15 protein-coding genes are annotated in these 24,604 nt (G+C 58.2%); 6 read left to right on the top strand and 9 right to left on the bottom strand.

Features of this window, described 5'->3' with window-relative positions; genetic code table 11:
- Positions 1-17: 17 nt before the first annotated feature.
- The 5 genes from HPT27_RS12315 to ppsA form a co-directional block, all read right to left on the bottom strand.
- Entirely contained in the window at positions 18-1,691 is a 1,674-nt protein-coding gene (locus tag HPT27_RS12315; protein WP_172243746.1) for an AMP-binding protein, read from the bottom strand.
- A gap of 53 nt (positions 1,692-1,744) precedes the next feature.
- A complete protein-coding gene (gene ydiJ / locus HPT27_RS12310) occupies positions 1,745-4,762 on the bottom strand; it encodes a D-2-hydroxyglutarate dehydrogenase YdiJ (RefSeq protein ID WP_172243743.1) in 3,018 nt (1,005 codons plus the stop codon).
- Between the two features lie 21 nt (positions 4,763-4,783).
- Entirely contained in the window at positions 4,784-5,044 is a 261-nt protein-coding gene (locus HPT27_RS12305; RefSeq protein ID WP_172243740.1) for a hypothetical protein, read from the bottom strand.
- Positions 5,045-5,170: 126 nt separating this feature from the next.
- Entirely contained in the window at positions 5,171-6,028 is an 858-nt protein-coding gene (locus tag HPT27_RS12300; RefSeq protein ID WP_172243737.1) for an EamA family transporter, read from the bottom strand.
- Between the two features lie 187 nt (positions 6,029-6,215).
- The gene (gene ppsA, locus HPT27_RS12295) at positions 6,216-8,552 is read right to left on the bottom strand and encodes a phosphoenolpyruvate synthase (protein WP_407951128.1); all 2,337 of its coding nucleotides are present in this window, start codon (positions 8,550-8,552) and stop codon (positions 6,216-6,218) included.
- Between the two features lie 177 nt (positions 8,553-8,729).
- Between ppsA and ppsR the strand changes: the two genes are divergently transcribed.
- A complete protein-coding gene (gene ppsR / locus HPT27_RS12290; RefSeq protein WP_172243731.1) occupies positions 8,730-9,548 on the top strand; it encodes a posphoenolpyruvate synthetase regulatory kinase/phosphorylase PpsR in 819 nt (272 codons plus the stop codon).
- 17 nt (positions 9,549-9,565) lie between these two features.
- Complete coding sequence (locus tag HPT27_RS12285; protein WP_172243728.1) at positions 9,566-9,979, top strand: hypothetical protein; 414 nt, start codon at positions 9,566-9,568, stop codon at positions 9,977-9,979.
- A gap of 62 nt (positions 9,980-10,041) precedes the next feature.
- Here the strand turns inward: HPT27_RS12285 and metJ are convergent, their stop codons facing one another.
- Complete coding sequence (metJ, locus tag HPT27_RS12280) at positions 10,042-10,296, bottom strand: met regulon transcriptional regulator MetJ (protein ID WP_172243725.1); 255 nt, start codon at positions 10,294-10,296, stop codon at positions 10,042-10,044.
- A gap of 166 nt (positions 10,297-10,462) precedes the next feature.
- Between metJ and metX the strand changes: the two genes are divergently transcribed.
- From metX to ppnP, 4 genes are read left to right on the top strand one after another with little or no spacing between them, the layout of a single operon-like run.
- Entirely contained in the window at positions 10,463-11,635 is a 1,173-nt protein-coding gene (gene metX, locus HPT27_RS12275; protein WP_172243722.1) for a homoserine O-acetyltransferase MetX, read from the top strand.
- Entirely contained in the window at positions 11,632-14,007 is a 2,376-nt protein-coding gene (locus HPT27_RS12270; protein ID WP_172243719.1) for an amino acid kinase family protein, read from the top strand. The genes metX and HPT27_RS12270 overlap by 4 nt, the downstream gene beginning before the upstream one ends.
- Before the next feature lie 42 nt (positions 14,008-14,049).
- Positions 14,050-15,237, top strand: a complete 1,188-nt coding sequence (gene metB, locus HPT27_RS12265; RefSeq protein WP_172243716.1) for a cystathionine gamma-synthase — start codon at positions 14,050-14,052, stop codon at positions 15,235-15,237.
- Between the two features lie 28 nt (positions 15,238-15,265).
- Complete coding sequence (gene ppnP, locus HPT27_RS12260) at positions 15,266-15,577, top strand: pyrimidine/purine nucleoside phosphorylase (RefSeq protein ID WP_172243713.1); 312 nt, start codon at positions 15,266-15,268, stop codon at positions 15,575-15,577.
- A 74-nt stretch (positions 15,578-15,651) separates the two neighbouring features.
- Here ppnP and HPT27_RS12255 read toward each other — a convergent pair whose 3' ends face one another.
- The 3 genes from HPT27_RS12255 to HPT27_RS12245 all read right to left on the bottom strand — a co-directional run bounded on the left by HPT27_RS12255 (position 15,652) and on the right by HPT27_RS12245 (position 24,496).
- Positions 15,652-17,826 (bottom strand): transglycosylase domain-containing protein, encoded by a 2,175-nt coding sequence (locus tag HPT27_RS12255; RefSeq protein WP_172243710.1) that lies wholly within the window; start codon positions 17,824-17,826, stop codon positions 15,652-15,654.
- A gap of 25 nt (positions 17,827-17,851) precedes the next feature.
- Positions 17,852-23,749: an alpha-2-macroglobulin family protein gene (locus HPT27_RS12250; RefSeq protein WP_172243707.1), complete on the bottom strand. Its 5,898-nt coding sequence runs from the start codon at positions 23,747-23,749 to the stop codon at positions 17,852-17,854.
- Between the two features lie 96 nt (positions 23,750-23,845).
- Positions 23,846-24,496, bottom strand: coding sequence for a DedA family protein (locus HPT27_RS12245; RefSeq protein ID WP_172243704.1), 651 nt, complete (start codon positions 24,494-24,496; stop codon positions 23,846-23,848).
- Positions 24,497-24,604: the final 108 nt, after the last annotated feature.

Here is a 24,604-nt window from a genome sequence, read left to right as displayed (position 1 = left end):
TGAACTGCGACAATTGCCTAGTGTACGCCGGTCACCCTGTCGGCCCAATTGACCGGTGCCGTCAGACTCTGACAGGAAGCAACCAGTTGGGCATAACGACGCTCGATTTCATGCCGACGAAGTTTCAGGGTCGGCGTCATCAGACCATTGTCGGTCGTCCATTGTTCAAATACTACTATGATGCGCGCCAGCTGTTCATGACTATCGAGGCTGGCATTGATCTGCTGCAAGGCTTGCTGCAATCGTGCTTCGATTTGCGCTCTGGCTTCCTCCGCCACCTGCTGCAACACCGCCAGTGCTACCGGCTGGGCCATGTCTGCACCGAGCACGCACAGCTGCTCGACACCAGCCAGCAATTCCAGCCGGGCCTCAATGGGTGACGGCGCCACATATTTGCCTTTCGAGGTTTTGAAAATCTCTTTCTTGCGGCCGGTCAGTTTCAACAAACCATCGGCGCTCTGCTCGCCCAAATCGCCGGTGTGCAGCCAGCCGTCTTCGATGACCTGAGCGGTCAGTTCCGGCGCCTTGTAATAGCCGGTCATCAAACAGGGATTGCGCAACAGAATCTCACCGTCGTCGGCCAGTTTTATGTCGGCACTCGAATAGCATTCACCGACATGACCCTGCCGGCGCCGATCCGGATGCGAGCCATGCGAAAAGCCAAAGGTTTCCGTCATGCCGTAGCCTTCGCAGATGCGAATGCCCAACCGTTCATACCAACGCACCAAATCGGCTGATAAGGCCGCGGCGCCGCTGATGGCAATTCGGGTCCGGTGCAAACCCAGGCCGCGCCGGATCATCATCGCAAAAGCGCGACCGACCACCGGCAGCGACAGCAAGCGGTCAAAGGTACGGGCCGGAATTTTCGCCTCGATACCTTGCTGGAACTTGAGCCAGATACGCGGCACCGCCAGAAAAATGGTTGGCGAGGCGGCGCGCAGATCGCGCGGGAACGAGTCCAGCGATTCGGCAAAATGAATATGACTGCCGCTGTAGAGACCCACGCATTCAATGACCAGACGTTCCGCCACGTGCGCCAACGGCAGATAGGAGAACAACTGCTGCGGCGTGACGATATTGACCCATTCCAATAGGCTGACCGCGGCATGGCGCATGATGCCAAACGTGATCATCACGCCTTTGGCTTCGCCGGTTGTACCCGACGTGTAAACAATGGTGGCAAGCGTATCGGCGGTCGGCAATTCCGGATTCAGCAGCGGCAGTTCGCGCCGGACAATTTCATCCCATTCCAGCATGCCTTCGCGTGGCTGATGCATGGCAATCTGCTCCATGCCAGCCGGAATCGCATCGGCTTTTTCTGCATAGTCATACAGCTTGCCGACCAATACTGCGACCGCATCGCTGTGCTCCAGCACCTGCTGGATCGCCTCCTTGCCTGCCGTGGGATAGACCGGCACGCTGACATGGCCGGCCAACCAGATGGCGAGATCCGCAAGCAGCCAGTGCGCGCAATTCAGCGAATAGATGGCGATGTGGCTGCCACGTGGATACTTGCGCAGATAGGTAGCAACCCGCGCCACTTCGTGGTGCGCTTCGCGCCAGGTGATATTGCGCCGAATGCCCTGTTGCGGCTGGGTCAGAAACACCGCATCCGGCTCGGCGTAAACCTGTTGCAGAAAACGATCCAGCATCAAGGGGCGACTATTGTTCTGGTTTATGGCGTCGACCACGTATTGGCTCCAATGGCATCACAACAAATACAAGCAGCGGTTTTGGCTCGCTATCAAGACAGCAGCGCCAGCAAAATGGTGGCCGGGTCCGGCACTCGCTCGGCCCCCAAACGGTGGGTCTGCTCCCGACAGGAAAAACCGGTGGCGCAGACCAAGCCCTTGCCACGGGCCTGGCTCAATGAATCGGACCAGCTCTGTTCAAACAGCAAACGGGATTCCTGATCATGCTCCCGTTCGTGACCATAGCTTCCGGCCATGCCGCAGCAGCCGGTGTTGACCGGCCGCAGCTCGACGCCAAAGCGTTTGAATATCCGCTGCCACTGACCGGCGCTTTCGGCCAACTGGGTTTTCTCGGTGCAGTGAGAGAACAGATGCACAATCGGCTGACGTTTGACTGGCAGCGCATCATCAACCGAGGCCAGGTATTCCGCCAGCGTCTGCACCTTGGCGATGCCGCTGCAATCGACATGCATGGGATATTCCTGACGGAACAGCAAGGCCTGAGTCGACTCGACGCTGATCACCGGCAGCTTCAGCTCGGCCAGTTCGCGCATCTGCTTGACGGCGGCCTGCGCCCGCTGAATGAATTCCGGCAACCGGCCTTTGACATGCTCGGCTTTGCCGAGCGGCTGAAATGGCAGAATCACGACCCGCTTGCCGAGCCGCTCCAACAAACGCACGGCACTGGCGAGAGCATCGGTATCAAAGAAACTGGTAAACGCATCCTGCAGCAGTAGCACCGTGTGCGAACGCTGATCCGGCGACAGCCGCGACAATTCCTTGGCATTGAAACGGCGTGCTTTGCGCGCCCGCAGCAGATCGTAAACATTGCGACTGGCAAAACGCGGCAGCGCCTGCAGGCGCATCGTCCAGCGTGCCAGCAAGCGACTGAGCGGATTGAGCAGCAACACATTGCTGATGTGCGGGACAACACCGGCTATCGGTGCCCACGACTCCATGCTGGTCAGCAGGTAATCGCGCAGCGGCCGCGGATAGCGGCGATGGTAGTGATGCAGGAACAACGACTTCTGACTCGGCACATCAACCTTGATCGGGCACTGGCTGTTGCAAGCCTTGCAACCCAGGCAGCCCGACATGGCCTCATTGACCTGATGAGAAAAATCGTCAGCGGTTTTCAGCAAAGGCAGCCGCCGCCACTCGCGCTTGAGTTTTTCCGCTGCCGACAGTGAGACAGGCTGCAATTGCACGCCCGCATTGGATGCCTGCCGCAACCATTCCCGCATCAGGCCCGAACGACCTTTCGGCGAGTGCCGACGATCCCCCGTTGCCTTGTAGGACGGACACATGACGCTGTCCATCCGGTAATCAAAGCATTGGCCATTGCCGTTACAGTAGAGTGCGCCAGGTGCGTCGGTTTCAGCACTGACCGAAATTTGCCGATCCAGCTCACCACGGGTCTGCTTGAACGGTTCGTACAGCGTGTTCTCGTGCTTCAGCGGCGCGCAGATCTTGCCCGGATTGAACTGGTTGCGCGGATCAAATGCAGTTTTGACCTGCCGCATCCGCCGATAGATGTCCTCGCCATGAAACTCCGGACCATACCAGGAGCGAAAACCCTTGCCATGTTCCGACCACATGACGCCGCCGTACTTCTTGACCAGCGCATAGACCGCATCGGAAATTTTCCGGAACGTTGCTTCGTCATCTTCCGTGCGCAGATTCAGCGCCGGGCGAACATGCAGGCAACCGACATCGACATGACCAAACATGCCGTAACTCAGCCCGTGACCATCCAGCAGTTCGCGGAACTCGCGAATATACGCCGCCAGATTCTCCGGCGGCACTGCGGTGTCTTCGACGAATGGAATCGGACGACGCTTGCCCTTGGCGTTGCCAAGCAGCCCAACACCTTTTTTGCGCAAATCCCATAACGCGGCTTGCGCGGCTTTATCGGTGGTGAAATGAAAACTGATGACGCCGGGTGCGCTTGGCAGTTCGGCCTTCAGCTGCTCGGCGCGACTGGCAAATTCACTGGCGTTGTCGCCGACGAATTCGACCAGATTGATGGCATTTCCACTGAAGTCCTGATTATCGCCAAGATACGGTTTGACCTTGGGAAAGATGATGTCGTCTTTCGCCAGCGTCAGGATCTTGTCATCCACCGTTTCGATGGCCGAAGGCTGATGCTTGAGCAAATCCTGAGCGGCCGCCAGCGCAGCATCGAAAGATTTGTAGCGAATGGCAAACAGCGCTTTCTGGCTCGGCAGCGGCGTGATTTTCAGCTTGAGCTCGGTGACCAGAGCCAACGTACCTTCTGAGCCACAGAGCAGCGGATTGAGCGAGAAGCTGCCGGTTTTCTCATTGACGACATGCCAGAGGTTGTAAGCCGTGATGAAACGACCCAGCCGACTGGCGCCCGGATGCACCGGCGCGTGCCGGCAGGCTTCATCAACCAGCCGGTAAATTTCCCCTTCCCGACCCGGCTGGTGCTTTCTGGCAAAAAAATCGTTGGCTTCCAGTCGTGCGCTGTCGAGCACGTCGCCGTTGTTCAGCACCACACGCAGCGCCAAGACATGATCACCAGTGCGACCATACAGGCGCGAACCTTTGCCGCAGGCATCGGTATTGGCCATGCCGCCCAGCGTTGCGCGGTTTGACGGCGACAGCTCGGGCGCAAAGAAAAATCCCTGCGGATTCAGCAGATCTTGCAACTGATCCAGAATCACGCCGGGCTGGACCCGTACCCAGCCCTCGTTGACGTTCAGCTCCAGAATGCGATTCTGAAAGCGCGACACGTCGATCACGATGCCGGTGGTCAGCGACTGGCCATTGGTCCCGGTGCCGCCACCGCGCGGCGCAAACTGCACCGAATGAAATTCGGCCTTGTCCGCCAGCTGAAAAATCTTGCTGACATCGGCTTCATCGCGCGGAAACAAGACCGCCTGCGGCAGCAGCTGATAAACGCTGTTGTCGGTGGCGTGGACCAGACGGGTGGCATAGTCGGTGGCGATGATGCCAGCGAAGCCGCTGGCGTTCAGCGCCTCGACATAGGCCCGATAGACCGGCTCAAGAACCGGGTTCTCCTGCAAGACAGGGACAGCAACAGTCATGATGGCAACGAATGTTCCGGGTTAAGGTTTTTCTTCTTCCGTCGTTGTCTGCTCGTCAATTTGCTTGTCGAGATTCTCAGCGGCTTGCTGGGCTTGTTCGCCGACATCCTTGGCTTGATTGATTTCTTCTTTCAGATCCTGCGCGGCTGCGTGACCGAGTTCTTGTCCTGCCTGTTCGATCGCAGACGGCTCATGCTCTTCTTTCTTGCTGCAGGCGGCGAGTACCAGACTCAGCACGGCAACAGCAAGAATGGTTTTTCGATTGATCAGTAATGAATTCATGATTGTCTCCGTTCCCTTCTGTTCCGTACCTTTGACGACGCATCGGCTTGTCGCCATCGCCAAGCAGACTTGGTTTTACCACATCTGCCCGCGCAACGGTTCAGCCGTTGCGCGCCACGCGGGTAATCAACCCGGGTGGTCAACCGGTTTGGCGTACCGCATGGCACCGTAGCTGGCCAACATCACCAGCGCAATCGCGACAATCTGGTTCAGGCCCAGCGCTTCGCCCAGAATCAGCAAGCCCATCATCGCGGCAACCGCCGGCTCCAGGCTCATCAGAATGCCGAAGACACGGGTCGGCATCCGGCGCAGCGCTTCAATCTCCAGCGAATACGGTACGACCGACGACAGTAGCGCAACGGCAACGGCCGCCAGCAGCCACCAGCCGTTGCTGACGACTGGCGCTGCCGCAACTGCACCAAACGGCACCAGTACCAGCGCCGCGGCCGCCATGGCCAACGCCAGACCTTGCTGACCCGGCAAGGAGCTGCCGCTCATGCGCTGACCGAGCACAATATAGGCGCCCCAGCAAAAGCCCGCCGCCAGCGCCAAACCGATGCCGATGGGATCCAACGCGCCGGAAAATGGATTCAACAACGCGATACCGGCAGCGGCCAAAATGACCCAGATCACATCGAGCAAACGGTGACTTTGCCAGAGCGCGACCGACAAGGGGCCAATGAATTCTATCGTCACCGCCAGACCGAGTGGCAGACGCTCCAGCGACAAGTAATAGGTCGCGTTCATGCCGCCGAGCACGGTCGCGAACATCAGTGTGGTGCGCCAACCCGCCGCCGACATCTCACGCCAGCGCGGTCGCGCCCAGAGTAACAGCACCAGCGCCGCCAGAAACACCCGCAAGAAAACCGTGCCCAGCGGACCAAAATAGACAAAAAGATGCTTGGCGAAAGCGGCACCGGCCTGAACGCTGAAAATTGAAACCAGCACCAGAACTATGGGCGGTACCCGCTGCAGCAATTTCATGAAGTCTCCAAACTGACCATCAGTGCCCGTCTTTGCCAACAATGAAAAAGGCGGACCCGAAGTTCCGCCTTTCGCACATTTGCCCAACTACCGGATCGCACTGGCTTTCCGTATTTTACCGTGATGACCGCGCTGTATCAGCCAAACTGGCTCCCTGCATTTGCGGGGATGACAGCGCGGAACGCGGTCACTTCTTGCCGGCCAGGAACAGCCAGGTTTCGAGTACGGAATCCGGGTTCAGCGACACCGAATCAATGCCCTGCTCCATCAGCCACTGCGCCAAATCCGGGTGATCGGAAGGGCCCTGGCCGCAGATGCCGATGTATTTGTTGTTGCGCTTGCAGGCCGAGATGGCCATCGCCAACAACTTCTTGACCGCCGGATCCCGCTCATCGAACAGATGCGCAATGATGCCGGAATCGCGATCCAGACCCAGCGTCAACTGGGTCATGTCGTTGGAGCCGATCGAGAAGCCATCGAAATACTGCAGGAATTCGTCGGCCATCAGGGCGTTCGACGGCAATTCGCACATCATGATGACTTTCAGGCCGTTCTCGCCACGCTTCAGGCCATGTTCGGCCAGCAGATCGGTGACCTTCTTGGCCTCATCCAGCGTGCGGACAAACGGAATCATGACTTCAACGTTGGTCAGGCCCATCTCGTCACGGACTTTCTTGAACGCCTTGCATTCCAGCGCAAAGCATTCGCGGAAATCGGCCGAGATGTAACGCGAGGCGCCACGGAAACCGATCATCGGGTTTTCTTCGTGCGGCTCGTACAGCTTGCCGCCGATCAGGTTGGCGTATTCGTTCGATTTAAAATCCGACATCCGGACAATGACCCGCTCCGGATAGAACGCCGCCGCAATCGACGAAATGCCTTCGGCCAGTTTCTCGACGAAGAAATCGGTCGGCGACTTGTAGCCGGCGATACGGGCCGAGATGTTTTCCTTCAACGCGGCGTCATGCAGGCTGTCGAAATGGATCAGCGCCTTCGGGTGCACGCCGATCATCCGGTTGATGATGAATTCCAACCGGGCCAGACCGACACCGTGATGCGGCAGCCGCGAAAAACTGAACGCCTTGTCCGGATCGCCGACGTTCATCATGATCTTGAACTTCAGCTTCGGCATGTCGCTGACTTCGGCGCGATGAATGTCGAACTCGTGCAGACCTTGATAAACAAAACCGGTATCACCTTCGGCGCAGGACACGGTGACGTTGTCGCCTTCCTTGATATGGTCGGTGGCATCGCCACAGCCAACCACGGCCGGAATGCCGAGCTCACGGGCGATAATCGCCGCGTGGCAGGTACGGCCACCACGATTGGTGACAATCGCGGCGGCTTTCTTCATGACCGGTTCCCAATCCGGGTCCGTCATGTCAGTGACCAGCACATCGCCAACCTGAACGCGGGCAATTTGCGAAATATCGGTAATGACCCGGGCCGGGCCTTTGCCGATACGCTGACCAATGGCGCGACCTTCGGTGACGACGCGGCCTTTGCTCTTGAGCATGTAACGCTCGATGACGCGGCTGTCATCGCGCGACTTCACCGTTTCCGGGCGCGCCTGCACGATGTACAGGTTGCCATCGGAACCGTCTTTGGCCCATTCGATATCCATCGGCCGCTGATAATGCTTTTCAATGATCAGCGCTTGCCGGGCCAACTCTTCGACTTCGGCGTCGGTCAGCGAGAACGTACGCCGCTCGGCGTTCGAAACATCAACCAGCTTGACGGTTTTGCCGTGCTCGGTCTGGCCGGTGTACACCATCTTGATCGCTTTCGCGCCCAGATTGCGACGCAGCACGGCCGGCTTGTTCAATTTCAGCGTCGGCTTATGAACGTAAAATTCGTCCGGGTTGACCGCGCCCTGGACCACGGTTTCACCGAGGCCGTAAGACGAGGTGATGAACACCACATCATCAAAACCCGACTCGGTATCAAGCGTGAACATGACGCCCGAGGCACCGATATCCGAACGCGCCATGCGCTGAATACCGGCCGACAGGGCAACGCCAGCGTGCTCGTAGCCTTTGTGCACGCGATAAGCGATGGCGCGATCATTGAACAGCGAGGCGAACACTTCCTTGACCGCCAACATCACGTTGGCCATGCCACGCACGTTCAGGAAAGTTTCTTGCTGGCCGGCAAACGAGGCGTCTGGCATGTCTTCGGCGGTCGCCGAGGAGCGAACGGCAACGGCGAATTCGTCGTTGCTGTTGCCTTTCAATTTCAGGTAGGCCTGGGTGATGGCTTTTTCGAGTTCCGGCAGGAACGGCGTTTCAACCACCCAGCGGCGGATTTTTTTGCCGGTTTCCATCAACGCTTGCACGTTGTCGACATCCAGCGCTTTCAGTTCAGCCTGAATGCGGGCATTGAGACCCGACTGCTCCAGAAAATCGCGGAACGCTTGCGCGGTGGTGGCAAAGCCGCCCGGCACCCGGACACCGGCACCCGACAGGTGGCTGATCATCTCGCCGAGTGAGGCATTCTTGCCGCCGACCCGATCTACATCGTGCATTCCGAGGTGTTCATACCAAAGCACTTGCTCAGCCAATGCCGTCACTCCTGTCAGGTTGGCCCGCTGTTCATGAATTGCGCAGCCGGGTGGTACACTGCCGCGCCAAAAGGAAGAGCCGAGCGCGGTCAAAAAAGGGCCGCTATTGTAACGGAAGCGCCCGCAAAAGAGCCCCCCGCGATGAAACGTAGCGTATTTTTTATTTCCGATCGGACCGGTATCACGGCCGAGATGCTGGGTCAGGCCTTGCTGTCCCAGTTTGACGGGGTCGACTTCGCCGAGACTACCCTGCCGTTCATCGACAACGAGGCCACCGCCCGCGATGCGGTTGCCCGCATCAATGCCGCCGCCGACCATGACGGCGAGCCGCCGCTGATATTCGATACGATGGTACGGCCCGAACTGCGGGCGGTCATCCGCGAGAGCCGCGGCGTGGTGCTGGACCTGTTCCAGACCTTTGTCCCGAGCATCGAGCAGACCCTCGGCGTCAAATGCCAGTACCGGGTCGGCAAAGCCCACTCGGCAGAGAACGTCAGCCAGTACGAAACCCGCATCGAGGCGGTCAACTTTGCCCTCAGCAATGATGACGGCGCCGTCACCAAGTACTACGAGCAGGCCGATCTCATCCTGGTTGGCGTGTCCCGCTCCGGCAAAACCCCGACCTCGCTGTATCTGGCCATGCAATTCGGCATCCGGGCCGCCAACTACCCGATAACCGAGGAAGATCTGGACAACGAAGGCCTGCCGAAGCCGCTCAAGCCGCACCGGCACAAGCTGTTCGGGCTGACCATCAACCCGGAGCGGCTACAGCAAATCCGCACCGAGCGCCGGGCCAACAGCCGCTACGCCTCCATTGAGCAGTGCCGGCTGGAAGTCGCCGCCGTCGAGCGGCTGTACCAGCATCTGAATATTCCGTGGCTGGACACCACCAGCCGCTCGGTCGAGGAAATCGCCACCAAGATTCTGGCCGCGACCGGGCTGAAGCGGCACCAATACTGAGAGCCAGCATGGGACACATGGAAAAATTGCTTGGTCAGCTAGCCGTGTCCGCTGTCGCTGGTGTTGTGATGGCGACCTCTGGCGGCTGTGGTGTCTTGATGCTGCAAGGCTCCGATGCTGTCTGTGGTTTGGGATGGGTTTGGCTGTTCGCCATACCAACGGCAGTAATCTTTTCCATATTGCTCGGATTGCCGACACTGCTGCTGTTCAAGCGAGTCGGCTTTCAACGATGGTGGCACTACATGCTGGGAGGGGCGCTGATAGCAGCCCCATTCTGGTACTCGCTAGCCGGGCCATTTGATTCGGCTCGCTGGCACCATGCGAGCCTGTACGACTCCATAAACTATTTGGGTTCAGGCGCAATGGCCGGATTGGCACTTTGGTTGGCTGAATTCGAGTTTGCGAAACGGCAATCGGCGCGGCCGAAATAGAACATTTGGAACGATGAAAAAAGAAAAAGGCCGGGAAATCCCGGCCTTTTTCTTTACGGTGATCACTTGCGCGGCTTGCGCAACTCCTCGTCACTGGGCAGCGGTTGCCCGGTGTAGGAATGCAGAAAGGCCTCGCAGAGCAGTTCCGAGTTGGTCGCGTGGCGCAGGTTGTTGACCTGACGGCGGGTGCGCTCGTCGGTCAGCAACTTCAGCACATGCAGCGGAATCGAGACGGTGATCTTCTTGACCTTCTCTTTCTTCTTGCCGTGTTCAATGTACGGATCGATGAATTCTTCATCTTCAGGCTGTACAGACATCTTTCACTCCAGACGCCCTGAGTTTCGGCGGCAAAGGTACTCAGCCGGCCGGGTGGCTGTCAAACCTATCACCTTTCTTCATATGCGGGCTTTTCCGGACAAAAGGCTTGTATAGACATTTAGCCGTCTATATTATCGGCACGTCCAAACGTTTAGACGTCCAAACATGTCCGTCCACGCCCGCCAATTTGCCAACCCGCCCAGCCGAACCGTGCTGTCGCCCGAGGTCCGCCTCTGGCAAGACGCGGCCGGACTGACGCTGGAAAATGGCGAACGGCTGGCGCCGCTGGAACTGGCCTGGCGTAGCTGGGGTTCGTTGAACCGGGCCGGGACCAATGCCGTGCTGGTCATCCATGCCCTGTCTGGTGGTGCGGATCTGGAGCTGTGGTGGCCGGAGCTGCTCGGCACGGGCAAGCCACTGGACCCGGCCCGCGATTTCATTGTCTGCATCAATCTGCTCGGCTCCTGCTACGGCAGCAGCGGCCCGCTGAGCGCGCATCCCGATGACGGCCAGCCCTGGCAGGCCCGCTTCCCGCGCATCAGCATTCGCGATCAAGTTGCCGCTCAGAGCCGGCTCTTGCGCAGCCTCGGTGTGCAGCAACTGCGCGCCGTCATCGGCCCGTCGCTTGGCGGCATGATTGCGCAGGAGTTTGCCCTGCAGCATCCCGACTGGGTTCAGTCACTGGTGTTGATCGGCACCACGGCCGCGCATTCCGCCCAGGCCATTGCCGCCAGCGAATGCCAGCGCGCCGCCATCCGGCTCGATCCGGCGTTCAACGACGGCTTCTATCTGCCGGGCAGCGGTCCGGTGCGCGGTTTGGCACTGGCGCGCGAGCTGGCATTCCTGACCTATCGCTGCGACAGCGAATTGCGGGCGCGTTTTGGTCGCCACAGCGGCGAACACAAAAATTTTGCCGTGCTCGATTATCTCGATTATCAGGGCGACAAATTCGTACAGCGCTTTGACGCCAACAGTTACATCCGCTTGACCGAATGCATGAACAGTCACGACATCGGTCGCGACCGCGGTGGCGTTGCTGCCGCGCTGCAAACCCTTCATCAACCCACGCTGGTGATCAGCCTTGATACCGACCAACTCTATCCGGTGGCGGAACAGCGCGAGATCGCGCGCCACCTTCCGAATGCGCAGCACGTGATTATCGCGAGCCGGCACGGCCACGATGGTTTCCTGACCGAAACCGACGCCGTCGCCAATGCGCTCATACCCTTTCTTGCCGCCCAGCCCTTGCTCGCCGCGACACCGGTTAACGGTAACGCAGCGCTGCGCCTTGCTGCCGGCGACATGGACAACACCCGTCATTCGGAACTGCATTCATGACTACCCGTAATCAAACCACCATCGCTGTACTCAAATTCGGCGGCAGTGTGCTGACCGACGCCAATGCGCTGCGCCGCGTCGCCAGCCATCTGCATTTTCGCTTGCAACAACAGCCGGTCATCGCTGTGGTATCGGCGACCCGCGGCAGCACCGACACGCTGCTGACGCTGGGTTCGCTGGCGGCGGAACAAACCCAATCGGCCATTCTGGGTTTGCAGCAATTGATCCAGCGCCATCTGGATCTGGGCAAAGCGTTGTTGAACGACCGCGAGCAGTTGACGCTGACCGCTGGCTATCGTCAGTTGCAATTGCTCGGCGAAGAAAGCTTGCAGGTGCTGGTGCGCACGCCCGGTGAAAACCATGCCACCGCCGCGCTGGCCGGACTGGGCGAAAAACTGTCGGCGCAATTGCTGGCCGCGCTGCTGCGCAGCTCGGGCGTGGCAGCCGATTGGCTGGCATCGGAGCAATTGATCCGCACGGATGACAATGCGCTCAGCGGCACCGTCAATACCGAACAAACCCTGCGCGCATTTGCCAGCCTGCCACCGGCTTACTGGCAGCAAAGTCTGCGCGTTGTCACCGGCTTTTGCGGCGCCGACAGTCAGGGCCGCACTACCCTGCTCGGCCGCAATGCCTCGGATTACAGCGCGGCGCTGGTCACCGCCTATGCCGGCGATTCACTGGAGATCATTGGCGACACCGCCGGCATTCTGAGTGCCGACCCGGACTATGTCCCGAACGCCGATACGGTGCCGGTGCTGGCGCTCGAAGATGCCAGCTTGCTGGCGCAATGCGGCGCCGGCGTCTTGCATCCGCGTAGCCTGGCCCCCTTGCTGGAACGGCGCTTGCCACTGCAGTTGCGCCGACTGGATGCTGAGCCCAGCAACGCAGCAAGCGGCAGCGTGATCGGCACGACCATTGATCCCAATTACCGCGCTCGTGAGCAGGCGTTTGTCGCGTGCTGGCTGCCGCCGACGTCGGCCACGCTGAGCAAACAAACCCCGCTGCCGTTGGCGTTGAACCGCTGGCACAGCCAGACGCCTGATCTGGCGGTCGCTACCGTTTTTGTTGCCGACAAACAGACACCGGCGCAAGTGCTGGAGCAATTGCAGCAACGCGCCAGCCACGCCGGTGTGGTGCTGCATGCACATCGCTTGCTCGAACGCGAACGGGTGCTGGCGTTTACGCTGGCCATTGCCGATCTCGATGTCTTCGCCCGACTTGCCCATACCTGCCTGTATCCGGCCGACAACGACATTGCCGTTGCCATCATCGGCGCCAGCGGCCGCATTGGCCGGCAAACCCTGCAACTGTTGCGGCAGCAGCAGGCCACGCTGAAAAGCGATCTCGGATTGCGTCATCACGCTGGCCTGCGGGTCGTCGCCATCTGCAACTCCCGGCAAATCCATTGGTGCAGCCAACAGGAAAGCAGCGCCGATGCCAGCATCCACGCACTGGCAAGTGAACCGGATGTCACCGATCCGGCAACCCGCTTGGTGCAGGAGCTGCTGGCTCAGCAATTCTCCCGTTTGATCGTGGTGGACGCCTCGGCCAGCGCCCATGTCGCCGCACTCTACGAACCGCTGTTGCAAGCGGGTATTGCCGTGGTCACGCCGAACAAGATCGCCAACGCCGATCTGCAACAACGGTTCGCGCTGCTGCAAACGCTATCGCGACACAGCGCGGCGCCGTATTTGTACGAAACCACTGTTGCTGCGGCATTACCGGTACTGCGGCCGTTGCTGGATCTGCAGCGCGCCGGCGATAGGCCGGATCGCATCCAGGCGGTGTTGTCCGGCACGCTCGGTTATGTCCTGGATCAAGTTCAGCAAGATGTGCCGTTCGATCATGCCGTGAGCGAAGCGGTCCGGCTTGGTTATGCCGAGCCGAATCCGCTGCTGGATCTGGGTGGCGAAGATGTCGCCCGCAAACTGTTGATCCTGCTGCGTACCTGCGGCATTGCGCTTGAGCGCGACGCGATCGAATTACAAGCATTGGTGCCGGTTGACCAAGCGGCCAGTCAACCGTTGTCCGTGTTCAATGACTATTGGCAAAACCAGGTGACCGCTGCGCGCGCGGCGGGCAAGCGGTTGGCGTATGTCGCGGAATATGCCGATGGCAAAGCCCGGGTCGGACTGCGCCAGATTGATGCCGAGTCGCCGTTTCACCGTCTGCGCGGCACCGAGAATGCCGTTATCTATCACTCGCAGTTGTACCGCGACATTCCGCTGACGGTGTCCGGTCCCGGTGCTGGCGTTGCGGTCACCAGCGCCGGCGTGTTTGCCGACGTGCTGTCCGCCGCACAAGCGCTCGCCGCACGCGATACCCAAGCGCATTTGCACCGTGCTGCGGCGCTGGCGGCCGCCGCCTGAGCTAGAACCGCTACCCAAATTACGCTTACAGGAATTACAAAAATGAGCAAACGCTGTCGCCCCGCTACCCGCCTCGTCCGCGCCGGGATTGAAACCGACAAGAATCACAACGCAGTGATTCCGCCGATTTATCTTTCGACCAATTTCGCCTTCACCGAGTACGGCCAGAAACCGGCCTACGATTACACCCGCTCCGGCAACCCGACCCGCGATCTGTTGGGCGAAGCGCTGGCCGATCTGGAAGGCGGTGCTGGCGGCGTCATCACCGCCACCGGCATGGCGGCGATTACGCTGGTGTTGCAACTGCTGAAGCCGGACGATCTGGTGATTGCCCCGCACGATTGCTACGGTGGCAGCTACCGTCTGCTGTTCCGGTTGAAAGAGCGTGGTGTGGTCAACGCCGAGTTTCACAATCAGTATGACGATGGCATCTATCAACTGATTGCCGAACGCAAGCCGAAACTGCTGTGGATCGAAACGCCGAGCAATCCGTTGCTGCGCATTGCCGATATCCAGAAACTCGCCGACGCTGCACACGCGGTCGGCGCCTTGGTGGTGGTCGACAACACCTTCCTGTCGCCAGCACTGCAACAGCCGATTGCACTGGGTGCCGACATCGTCGTGCACTCGACCACCAAATACATCAACGGTCACAGTGATGTAGTCGGCGGCGCCGCCATTGCCAAAACCCGAGAGCTGCACGAAAAGCTGGTGTTCTGGGCCAACTGTCTGGGCCTGACCGCTTCGCCCTTCGACTCCTATCTGGCCTTGCGCGGATTGCGCACGCTGGAAGCGCGGCTGTCGGTGCATCTGGCCAACACCGAAGCCGTCATCGAAGTGCTGACCAATCACCGGGCCGTGAAGAAAGTGTATTACCCGGGGCTGCCGAACCATCCGGGCCATGACATCGCCAAACGTCAGCAAAGTGATTTCGGCGCCATGCTCAGCTTCGAATTGCATGGCGGCGAACATCAAGTCCGGACACTGCTCGATAACTTGCAACACTTCTCGCTGGCCGAATCACTGGGCGGCGTCGAAAGTCTGATTGCGCACCCTGCCAGCATGACCCATCTGGCCATGGACCCGGAAGCACGCCGACGCGCCGGCATCAGCGATACGCTATTGCGGGTGTCGGTCGGCATTGAAGACGCCGAAGATCTGTGCGGCGCACTGGAAGATGCGCTGGACGCCGTGCTGGAAACGCCGGCACTGGAAGTGGTGAACGGTTGATACAGGTATCCGGACAGGAAAAACATCGATGACGCAGTTCAACAATGTGACAGTCAACAAAGAAGCCAATGTCTATTTCGAAGGCAAATGCATCTCGCATACGCTGACGCTGGCCGACGGCAGCCGCAAATCGGTCGGCGTCATCTTGCCATCTTCCCTGACCTTCAATACCGGCGCACCGGAAGTGATGGAACTCTTGAAAGGCAGCTGCACGGTCAAACTGGCAGGTGAATCACAAGCCAAAACCTATGAAGGCGGCCAGTCGTTCACCGTACCCGGCAACAGCAGTTTTGAAATTGAAACGATTGAAACGCTGCACTACGTCTGCCACTTCGACTGATCAACGAATAGCGAACGTCAGCTCGATCATCCATTGATATTGGCTAAAGCCTGACGGTGACCGGCCTCCTGTCGCTATTTCACCGTAAAATGAATCGGCCCGATCAACCGTGACTTGCCATCGACAAAGCTGACTTCGGCCTGCAGCGCGTACTGACCACGCCGCATGGGCCAAAGATACGTTGCGACCTTCGTCTCCGCCAACAGCGCATCATTCAGTTTCCAGCGAATTTTTTTGGCGCCATTGACGCCGGCTAGTTCAAAATGAAAGCGCTCCAGATCATCAGGTATGCGCGGATCCATCGCCATATCCAGGTAGTCGGTCGGTTGCAAAAAATGCAATGCCGCTTCAGTTTTGTGCTGCAAGGGTGTCGCGGCGGATACTGGCTGTGTGCCGGCCACGAACCACTCATCACGATAAGTACAATTGCTGTCTGTCGATTTCGTCAAGCAAACCGGGGCTTTGATCAGTTTGGGGCTCAACCACAAAGGTTTTGAATCATGTTGCCGATTGAGCTCGGAAAAAATGGCGCGGGCCAAAAGCGCGGGGCCAATGGAACCCGTCACATCCAGCATCGGCCGCCGGTCGAGGTTGCCAAACCAAACCCCAACCGTATAGCGTGAATCAAACGCCAGCAACCACGCATCACGGTAGTCATTCGAAGTGCCAGTCTTGACCGCTGTCTGAACGGCAAAATTCAGAGAATTGCCGGTACCAAACTCAAGCTGCCTGGCATCATTGTCGGCCAGAATATTGGCAATCAGGCTACTGATTTCCGGTTCAAATACCGGTTGTTCGGGCGCCGACATGCCGAGATAAAACCGCAATGGTCGGTATACTCCGCGCTCCGCCATGGCGCTGTATGCTGCCACGAGCTGCAACAGGCTGACCTCGCCATTGCCGAGTGCAAGTCCATCACCATATACGGCTGCATCCAGAGCCAATGACGACATGCCAACGGCTCGCAAACGTTCCAAGACTTCGGCTGCCCCAACCGCCTGCAGGGCTTTGACGGCCGGCACGTTCAGCGAGTTGGCCAGCGCCTCCCGGACACTGATGTCACCGTAATGGATGCGACTGTAATTTCGGTATTGATGCAAACCGCGTCCGACCGCTTGCTGCAATGGCTCATCTTTGACCAAGGTTGCGGCCGTCCAGCCATGCTCCATGGCAGTGGCATAAATGAACGGTTTCAAAGTCGAACCCGGTTGCCGAGGAACCAATACGGCATCGTAAAACGCGCCAGGCGTCGTTGCCGACAAATTACCGCTGACAACCCAAGCCAGAATTTCACCCCGTTCATGATCAGCAACCAGCACGGCGCCATTGTGAACACGCAGCGTTTTCAAATCAGCCAGTCGGGCATCCAGCAGCGCCTGGATATTGGCTTGCAAGCTCGAATCCAGTGTGGTTTGAAGGACGCCCTTCGCATTAGGCAACTGTTGCCTAACATATTGCACAAAATGATGAGCCAACTGCGGCACTTTCGGCGCGAGAAGCTGGAGCGGCACATCCGCCTGATTTTGCCAAGCGGTCCGGTCAAGCATGTTGTTCACCAACATTCTCTTGGCCAATCGCTGTATTGCCGCTTCTGTTGTCTGATTGCTCTTTCTGAGATCCAGACTCGCTGGCGCCCGCACCAGCACCGCCAACGCCAGCATCTCCTTCAGGTTCAGTGTTGCCAAATCACGATCGAAATAGTACTCGGCAGCTTGTCTGACACCTCGGCGCTCATGCGCATAGGGAACCTGATTCAAATAGAACTCGAGAATGGAATGCTTGCTTTCTTGCCGCTCCAACGCTGTCGCTTCAAACCCTTCCAGCCAGCGTGACCACATCGTTCTCGGACGAGGGTGCAGAAGCCGTACCACCTGCTCGCTAATCGTGCTGGCGCCGCGCACTTTCCGACCGGCTGCAACGTTCTGCCATAGCGCGGCCGAGCGCGCCAACCAATCAACACCGGCATGAGTAAAGAACCGCTGGTCCTCGGCGACCAGAAACGCATTGGCCAGAATTGGCGGGATATCGTGCAGGCCCACTTGCTCCTGCACGTTCCAACCATCACCGGACGCTGCCAGCAAGCGTCGACCATTCCGGTCCAGCAGCGTTACTCCTTCGGTACGCTGCACTACCTGTTGAAGGCTGGGCAACGGCTGAGTTGCCTGCCACGTCAAAACAGTCAACAGCAGCAACGCGCTGACCAGCACGGCCAGCACGACTGCAACAGGACGTTGTCGGATGACCGCCATACACCGCCGCCACCACCGACTCGCGTCAATGCGCTGCATTGACCGCCTCATCACTTACGACATTCAGTTCTGCAGGCAGGGACTTGCCAAACACATCCGGGTCGTACATTTCCTCGACATGCGTGGGTGCAGCCCTGAATTCACCCTCGGCAATCGCTTGCGCGGTGTAAGAAAGGTGGTAGTTACCTGGCGGCAGGTAATCGGCATAAAACCGTGCAGAATCAAATCGCAGTTCCTTGTGATAGAAACTCCACAGTGATGCTGAATAATGCCGCCAATCACCATACTGGAACCACCACGAACCGGCAGCAGCCTTGAACTCTCCCTTGTCGGCATCCACTCCAGACGCCGTCGCCAAATCGCGGTTCACTGGCTCCAAACCGCCTGCAACCGGGTCATCAACCACAACAAAGTGGCGTGCGGTAGGTACCGACAAGTACAAGTCAACCCGGACCAGCTCACCCCGCGCAATCTGCATGGGCGACTGCAGCAGTTGCCAGCCGTTCTCGCGTTCAACACTGTACTCGCGACGAATATCCATACCGGCGTTGATTCGCTCGCTGCTCTCCACTGTCGGGGCATATTGCAAACGACTGCTGTAATAGACCCGGCCAGGTCCGCTCTTGTTCAGTACCAGCTCACGCCGCTGACCCACGTCATCCGCTTGCAACGGTCGACTATGACTAGTCATCGGATCGCGTAGCGCCGAGAAACGGTTGCTACCGATGACCTGATTGTCGACAGCTACCGTGATCTCCATGTCCGGTTTTACGGCTTCATATATCTGGCTGTACTGCCGCAAACTCTGCAAGCAAAAAACATTTTCCTGGGTATTTTCCCAATGGGTGCGGCTGCCACGCGCCTGGGTAATGGCGCGGACCATCTGGAACGGCATATTGCCTATCATTTTTGCCCACTGCTTCTGCTCGCCAAGTGCGGTGACGGCAGTCAATACCGCACAGTTGGAACGCAAGGGTGTTGCCAGAATTTGGGAGTAACTGTCATCCCAGCGTTCGTTGAACTGGAATTTGCCACCACTTTGACTGGCCTGTCCCAGGATCATCTGCAGCGACTCGGCAACCAGATCATCCGCGCCGACCACCTTGCTGGCGGCTTGCAGGTAATGCGCCTTACCGAACAGATCCATTTGTGGCAAGGCAGATCGATAGCGTCGCAAATCATCCAGCGTGATACCCCGTTGGTCAGCAAGCGCTGCCAGCGCCACGGCCCGCACGGATGAAGCCATGCCGGCACTGTAGAACGTCGGGAACAGATCCTGCCGCAGCAATTGCTTGAGGTAATCGTGCAGACGCGCCTCGACCCGTACCGGAACCTTGTGGCCTGCCGCGCGCAACCAATTGAAGCTGAGCGCCGTGTAGGCACTCAGATAAGGGCTGACATACTGATCCTGGGCAATCCAAAATACCATCCCGCCATTTGGCGCCTGAAATGAGGCCGCATCATCCAGCATGCGCTGCGGCAGGCCGGCAGCATCCGGCCACTGCAAATCTGCGGAGAAATAGTCACGCAAGCCGAGATACTGCGATGCCAGCAACGCCTTGCTGAGCCGTTGCTCCCAACACCAGTACGGATAATCGCGCACATAACGGATTGCCCCATCGACATTGCCCAACACCGATGGCGAAACCACCATACCGAGATTACCGGCGTCAGGGTAAATGCCGGTCGGGATCTGCACGGGCTCACGGATCAGGGCTTCATTGGTCGTGCCATAGTTTGCTGCGGTCAATAGCGATCGCCGCTTCTTGACTGGCACCACATGAACCAAGCCGTCCTGATCCTTGTTGTCACCTGCTTGAACGGTAAATCGAATTTCACCGTCACCGCTGCTCTTGACCGGTAGCCAGATTGGCAAGCGTTTGTAGGGATCGGCACTGATGGTCAGTGTCGTGCTGACAGGTTCCGCCATGGCACCTTGCGCTTTCACTACCACGCGCAGGTCCCGGCGAACGTCGCTACGGTTCATGACAGTAAAGCCGGCCCGAAATTGATCGCCCTCGGAGATCTGGTTTGGCATCACAGGCCGGAGTTCAGTCAGCTTGTTGACGCTGAAACTGTGGACACCCAGTCCCATCTCATCACTTGGCGTCACCGCCATCGCCAGAACCCGCCAACCGGTCAAATTGTCAGGCAAATCCAGTTCAAATGTCGCCTTGCCGCTGGCATCGACCGGCAAGGAAGGATTCCAGTAGCTGACATATTTGAATATCGTCCGCAGATCGAGACTGGCACCGCCATCGCCACCCGGACTCGCCCCTTTCTTTTCGAACTTCTGCCGGCCAACCAGCCGCATCAGCAGGTTGTAGTTTTGCAGATCGAGGCCTTCCAGCTGATAGAAGCCACGATAGGGATCAAACGTCTTGTCGCCACCCTGCAATAAATCGAACACCGACTCGTCAAGCACGGCCACAGCCAGTTCAACCTTTTCGGTGAGTTTGCCGTGACGCGGCGTCACCGCCACTGACACCTTTGCTTTCTCGCGCGGCTTGTATTCCTTCCTGTCCGTTGCAACAGCAACATGCACTTGTTTATATGGGTCAACAACATCGATTCGCTGATAAGCCATTTTGAATGACGGCTTACCGAGATCGACTTGACCATCCTCGAGCGGCTTGTCGACCCGTGGCGACATCACCATGATGGAGACGTAAACGCCAGGCACATCATCGGGCAGCAGCGGGATCTCAATCACCGGCATACTGTCTTCGAGCACCTGAACAAAGCTGCGCAGCACGCCGTAACGCTCAACCGTGATCAATGCGGTGGCACCCGGGAAAGGGTTCTTGACCAAAAAGCGGGCCTTCTGCCCAATCTCGTAACGCTCGGTCTGGGCGATTACCGGCAAGCTGTTGTTATTCGGCGTTTCCCACAGCACATAGCCACGGCCGGTCGCCCAGCTCTGCAACACGCTCTCATGCTGACGGCCTTTGCTGTCCTGCACCTGACCACGAATACGGTACTCACCCGGTTCATCCGGCGTGAATTCACAGACGCTGGCGGTCAACCCCGACATTCCCTGACACTGACTGACTTCACGCCAGTCACGCTGATACTGCGTCAGGTACGCATTGCCAGCGCCCTTGACCCGTGCCGCCGTTGTAAACAGATGCTCGATTTTTAGCGTTACCTTGCTACCCGCGACGGTTTTCGCCTCGTCATCGATCACCGCGTACTGCACCTTTGCTGGCTTACCGCTGGTGAAATACCAACCGTCCGCTTTCAAACCGACAAATCGGTCACGCGCAACAAAACGAGCCCCCGCTTGTTGTGCAACATATTTGCCGCGGTCATCACGGACTGCGCTTTCAACAGTCAAGCGGCCAACCAGAATATTGCTGTCCGGCAACACGATATGAGTATTGTGGTCACCTTGGGCATCCAGGGATTCCTGGACCTGTTGCAGATCCTGTTTGTCACGAACGCCGGTGTTCCAGTCAAACTCAAATCGCGACAAAGCCGGATCTTTCGGTGTCATGCTGCTGGGACGCAGACTGACCGAGACCCGAATCCCCGCCTCGCCATAGGGGCCGCCAGCATGCAGCCGAGCGTGGCTTGCGACACTGAGCTCGTCGCCAGGCCGATATTGTTCGGCGTTCAACTCTTGGCTGACACGAAAGGCCGCTGGGGTAAAATCGCTAACCAATACCCGCAGCGGACGCCATTGCTTGTCGGTATAACTGGCCTTGAGCCGAAATTCATACCAACCGACTGGCGCATTTCCGGGCACCGCGAACTCACCGTCGACCGCACCAAATTCATTCAACGTGATATCCGATTGTTTGAACAAGCTTTTGTTCATCGGATCGAAGACTTCTAACGTGTAGGTCGCCGCCGGTGCAGGAACAAACTGGCGATTATCGTGACCGCGGACGTAAATTTTGTACTGAACGGTATCGCCAACGCGGTATATGCCTTGTGCAGTCGCGCCCCAGGCGCGAATGTGATGATATTGTTTGCGCCGCTCGGGGCTGACGCCGCCGCCAAAATATTCACCATCGCCGTCTTCATCGGCGCCGTAACCATAGCTGCCACCACCGCCGGAATAAACGGAACCATCAACCACGTAATTCCAATCCAGCGGTAACAATGCCAGCGCTTGACCTTTGCGAACGCGGACCATTAATCGATCCGAGTTCTCATTCGGCCACATGTACTGCAGACGCGGATCCAGCGTCTCCGAACCTGGCAACAAGGCAACCCCATCGTGATTGGTGACCGCTTCAGCGAGCAATGCCGGTGCCGGTTCCAGACCTCGATAGCTACCAAGATGTACCTGGACCTTTGCATCCGGTACCGGCAAGCCGGTGGTCATATCCACGACCCACGCCAAACTGCTGAAATGGCCGAGCTTGACATGCACCTGCCATGGCGTGATCTGGCTGAAGAAATAGCGATCGTAGTCGCTAAACGTACTGGGCGTGGTATCAATGGAACCACTCATCACAGCACTGTCATGACCGTCCATCAATTGCCGAATGCCCAGTGGCATCGTGAAAGCGACGTCCTCGACATTTGGAACCGGAATGGATTTTCGTTCCCGAGTTTTGACCCCGTCAGCGGTCAGAATGCTGTAATCCAAATCCAGCGTCTTCAGATTTGTCACAACAATCGGCAGCTCGGTCTCCTGTTTCGACTCCAACACGGAATGGCGACGTTCGAAAACGACTCTTGGTTCCCGGTGATCAGTCTGAAAAACCATGCTGATACCCGACTCGATCGACCGGCCAAATTCATCCTTCAGTGTGTTGGGGGCATTGACCAAATCGTAGCGCTGATACGCCTTGAGGACTTCCGGGAACCACACTGTGTAAGTGCGGCCACGCTGATGTGGCGAACGCAGGCGAGAATAGCGGTTGGTGTCCTGCCACGGGTCATAATCAACACGGTTACCAGCCAGATCCGGTGTCAACTTGACTTGACCTTTGAAATCATCAATCGGTACCGGTGCTGAAAACTCAAGACCGACGCGGTGCAGTGGGTCACAGCGAAATTGACCGTCCAGATTTCGTGCCTGAGCAACGACAATGGTTCGCTCATCACGAACCTTGCTGTCTTCGCATTTGACACCCAGAAAGCGAAACTCGGGAAACGTATCGAATTGAATGACGACCCGATCCTCAACGCCACGCTCTGCACCAAGTGCAGACTGTAGGCCAGGCCGGACTTTCAGCGTAATGCTTCGATCAAGCCCGAGTGCCTTGCTTGGCGTAAGCAACCAGTTCCGGCGCGCTTCTTCACCATGCGTGACGCTGGGTTTGTCGTCACCTGCGCGTGCGCCCGGGTTCCGATTGATCAACACGACCGGTTCACCTGGCAACGGTAGCAAAACCGGATCCTCGCGCAGCTCCGGATCAGCTGCAAGCTCAAACGGCACATCGCCAGACAACACCATGCTGCTCTGGACCGACTGTTTGGTAACCGGCTGATTGAAGGACAGTCGGATCACCGGAACATCAGGGCCCAGCCAATTCTTAAATCCGGGATAGCTGATCGCTGGCCGTTCAGTGACAAAACTGTTCTGATACGGCATCGCCAAGGTTGCGCCTGATTCATCCTTTAGCCCAGGGGCCATTTCGATGGAATAGCGCGTCGCAGGTGTCAAGGCTGCCTGCTCATTCAGCAAACAGGCCAGTGAGTTGCGCGACAGCCAGCGCCATTGACAGGCAACTTCGGGACTAATTTTGACCGGAATTTCGGCCGCTTCGCGCTCCATGCGGCCAAGTGGTACCACGTCGCGATCAAATGTGAATACGATTTCGCGGACGGTTTTTACGTCTGCACCTGATGGCGTGAACCGGACGACGGTCAATGGCCCTTGCGGTGCCGGCATGGCCGAGTCTACGGCGGCCAGAACTGCGCCGTTGGCAAAAATCAGCAAACTGAAAGCGAGGGAGCGCAGCACAAAAAATCCTCCTTGATAAATCCGGTGGTAAGCTCAAGCATCTCCTGTTCCAGCGATGCCCGGCGCCAACAGCAATCTGAATAATGATGCGGGGGGCTAACGCGCGACTTTGCCCGTTTGTCGCCCGGACCACCAATGCTTGAGTACCGTCACTACTGCCGGGATGCCCGGTAGCAATACCAGCGCGATAACCACCAGCGAAAAGTGTTCCTTCACGACCGGAATATTGCCGAAAAAATAGCCGGCGCCAACGCATGCAGCGGTCCACAGCAACGAACCGAGCAAGCTGAAGCTGATGTATTTGACATAAGGCATCTCGCCCATACCAGCAACAAAAGGCGCGAAGGTACGCACGAACGGAACAAAGCGCGCGATGACGACGGTCGGGGCGCCGTATTTCGCGTAAAACGCGTGGGTTTTATCCAGATACTCTTTCCGGAAAATGCGGGACTGACTGTTGCTGAACAGTTTATGGCCGAAGAAACGGCCGATGAAATAATTGCTGTTGTCACCGCAAAATGCAGCCACGACCACCACGGCGGCCACCATCAGCGGATCAATGGCGCCGATGGCGCCCATCGCGCCGAGCGCAAACAGCAGTGAGTCCCCGGGCAAAAACGGCGTGACGACCAAGCCGGTTTCGGCGAAGACGATCAGAAACAGAATCGCGTAGATCCAGATGCCGTATTGAGCGGCCAGTTCGATCAGGTGAGCATCGATATGCAGGATGAAATCAAGTAACGGCACGGTACGGCCCTGTCCGGCGGGAAACGGCGGTCAGTTTACTGGACCGGTTTCGGGATGACCACTTTCGACCGCCAGCACCTTGGCGGATGGCGGTTTACCGGCCTGAGC

Origin of the sequence: Permianibacter fluminis (genome assembly GCF_013179735.1) — a bacterium.
Lineage (GTDB): Bacteria > Pseudomonadota > Gammaproteobacteria > Enterobacterales > Permianibacteraceae > Permianibacter > Permianibacter fluminis.
The sequence above is the reverse complement of the archived record's forward strand: the minus strand, read 5'-3'. Positions and strand labels throughout refer to the sequence as shown.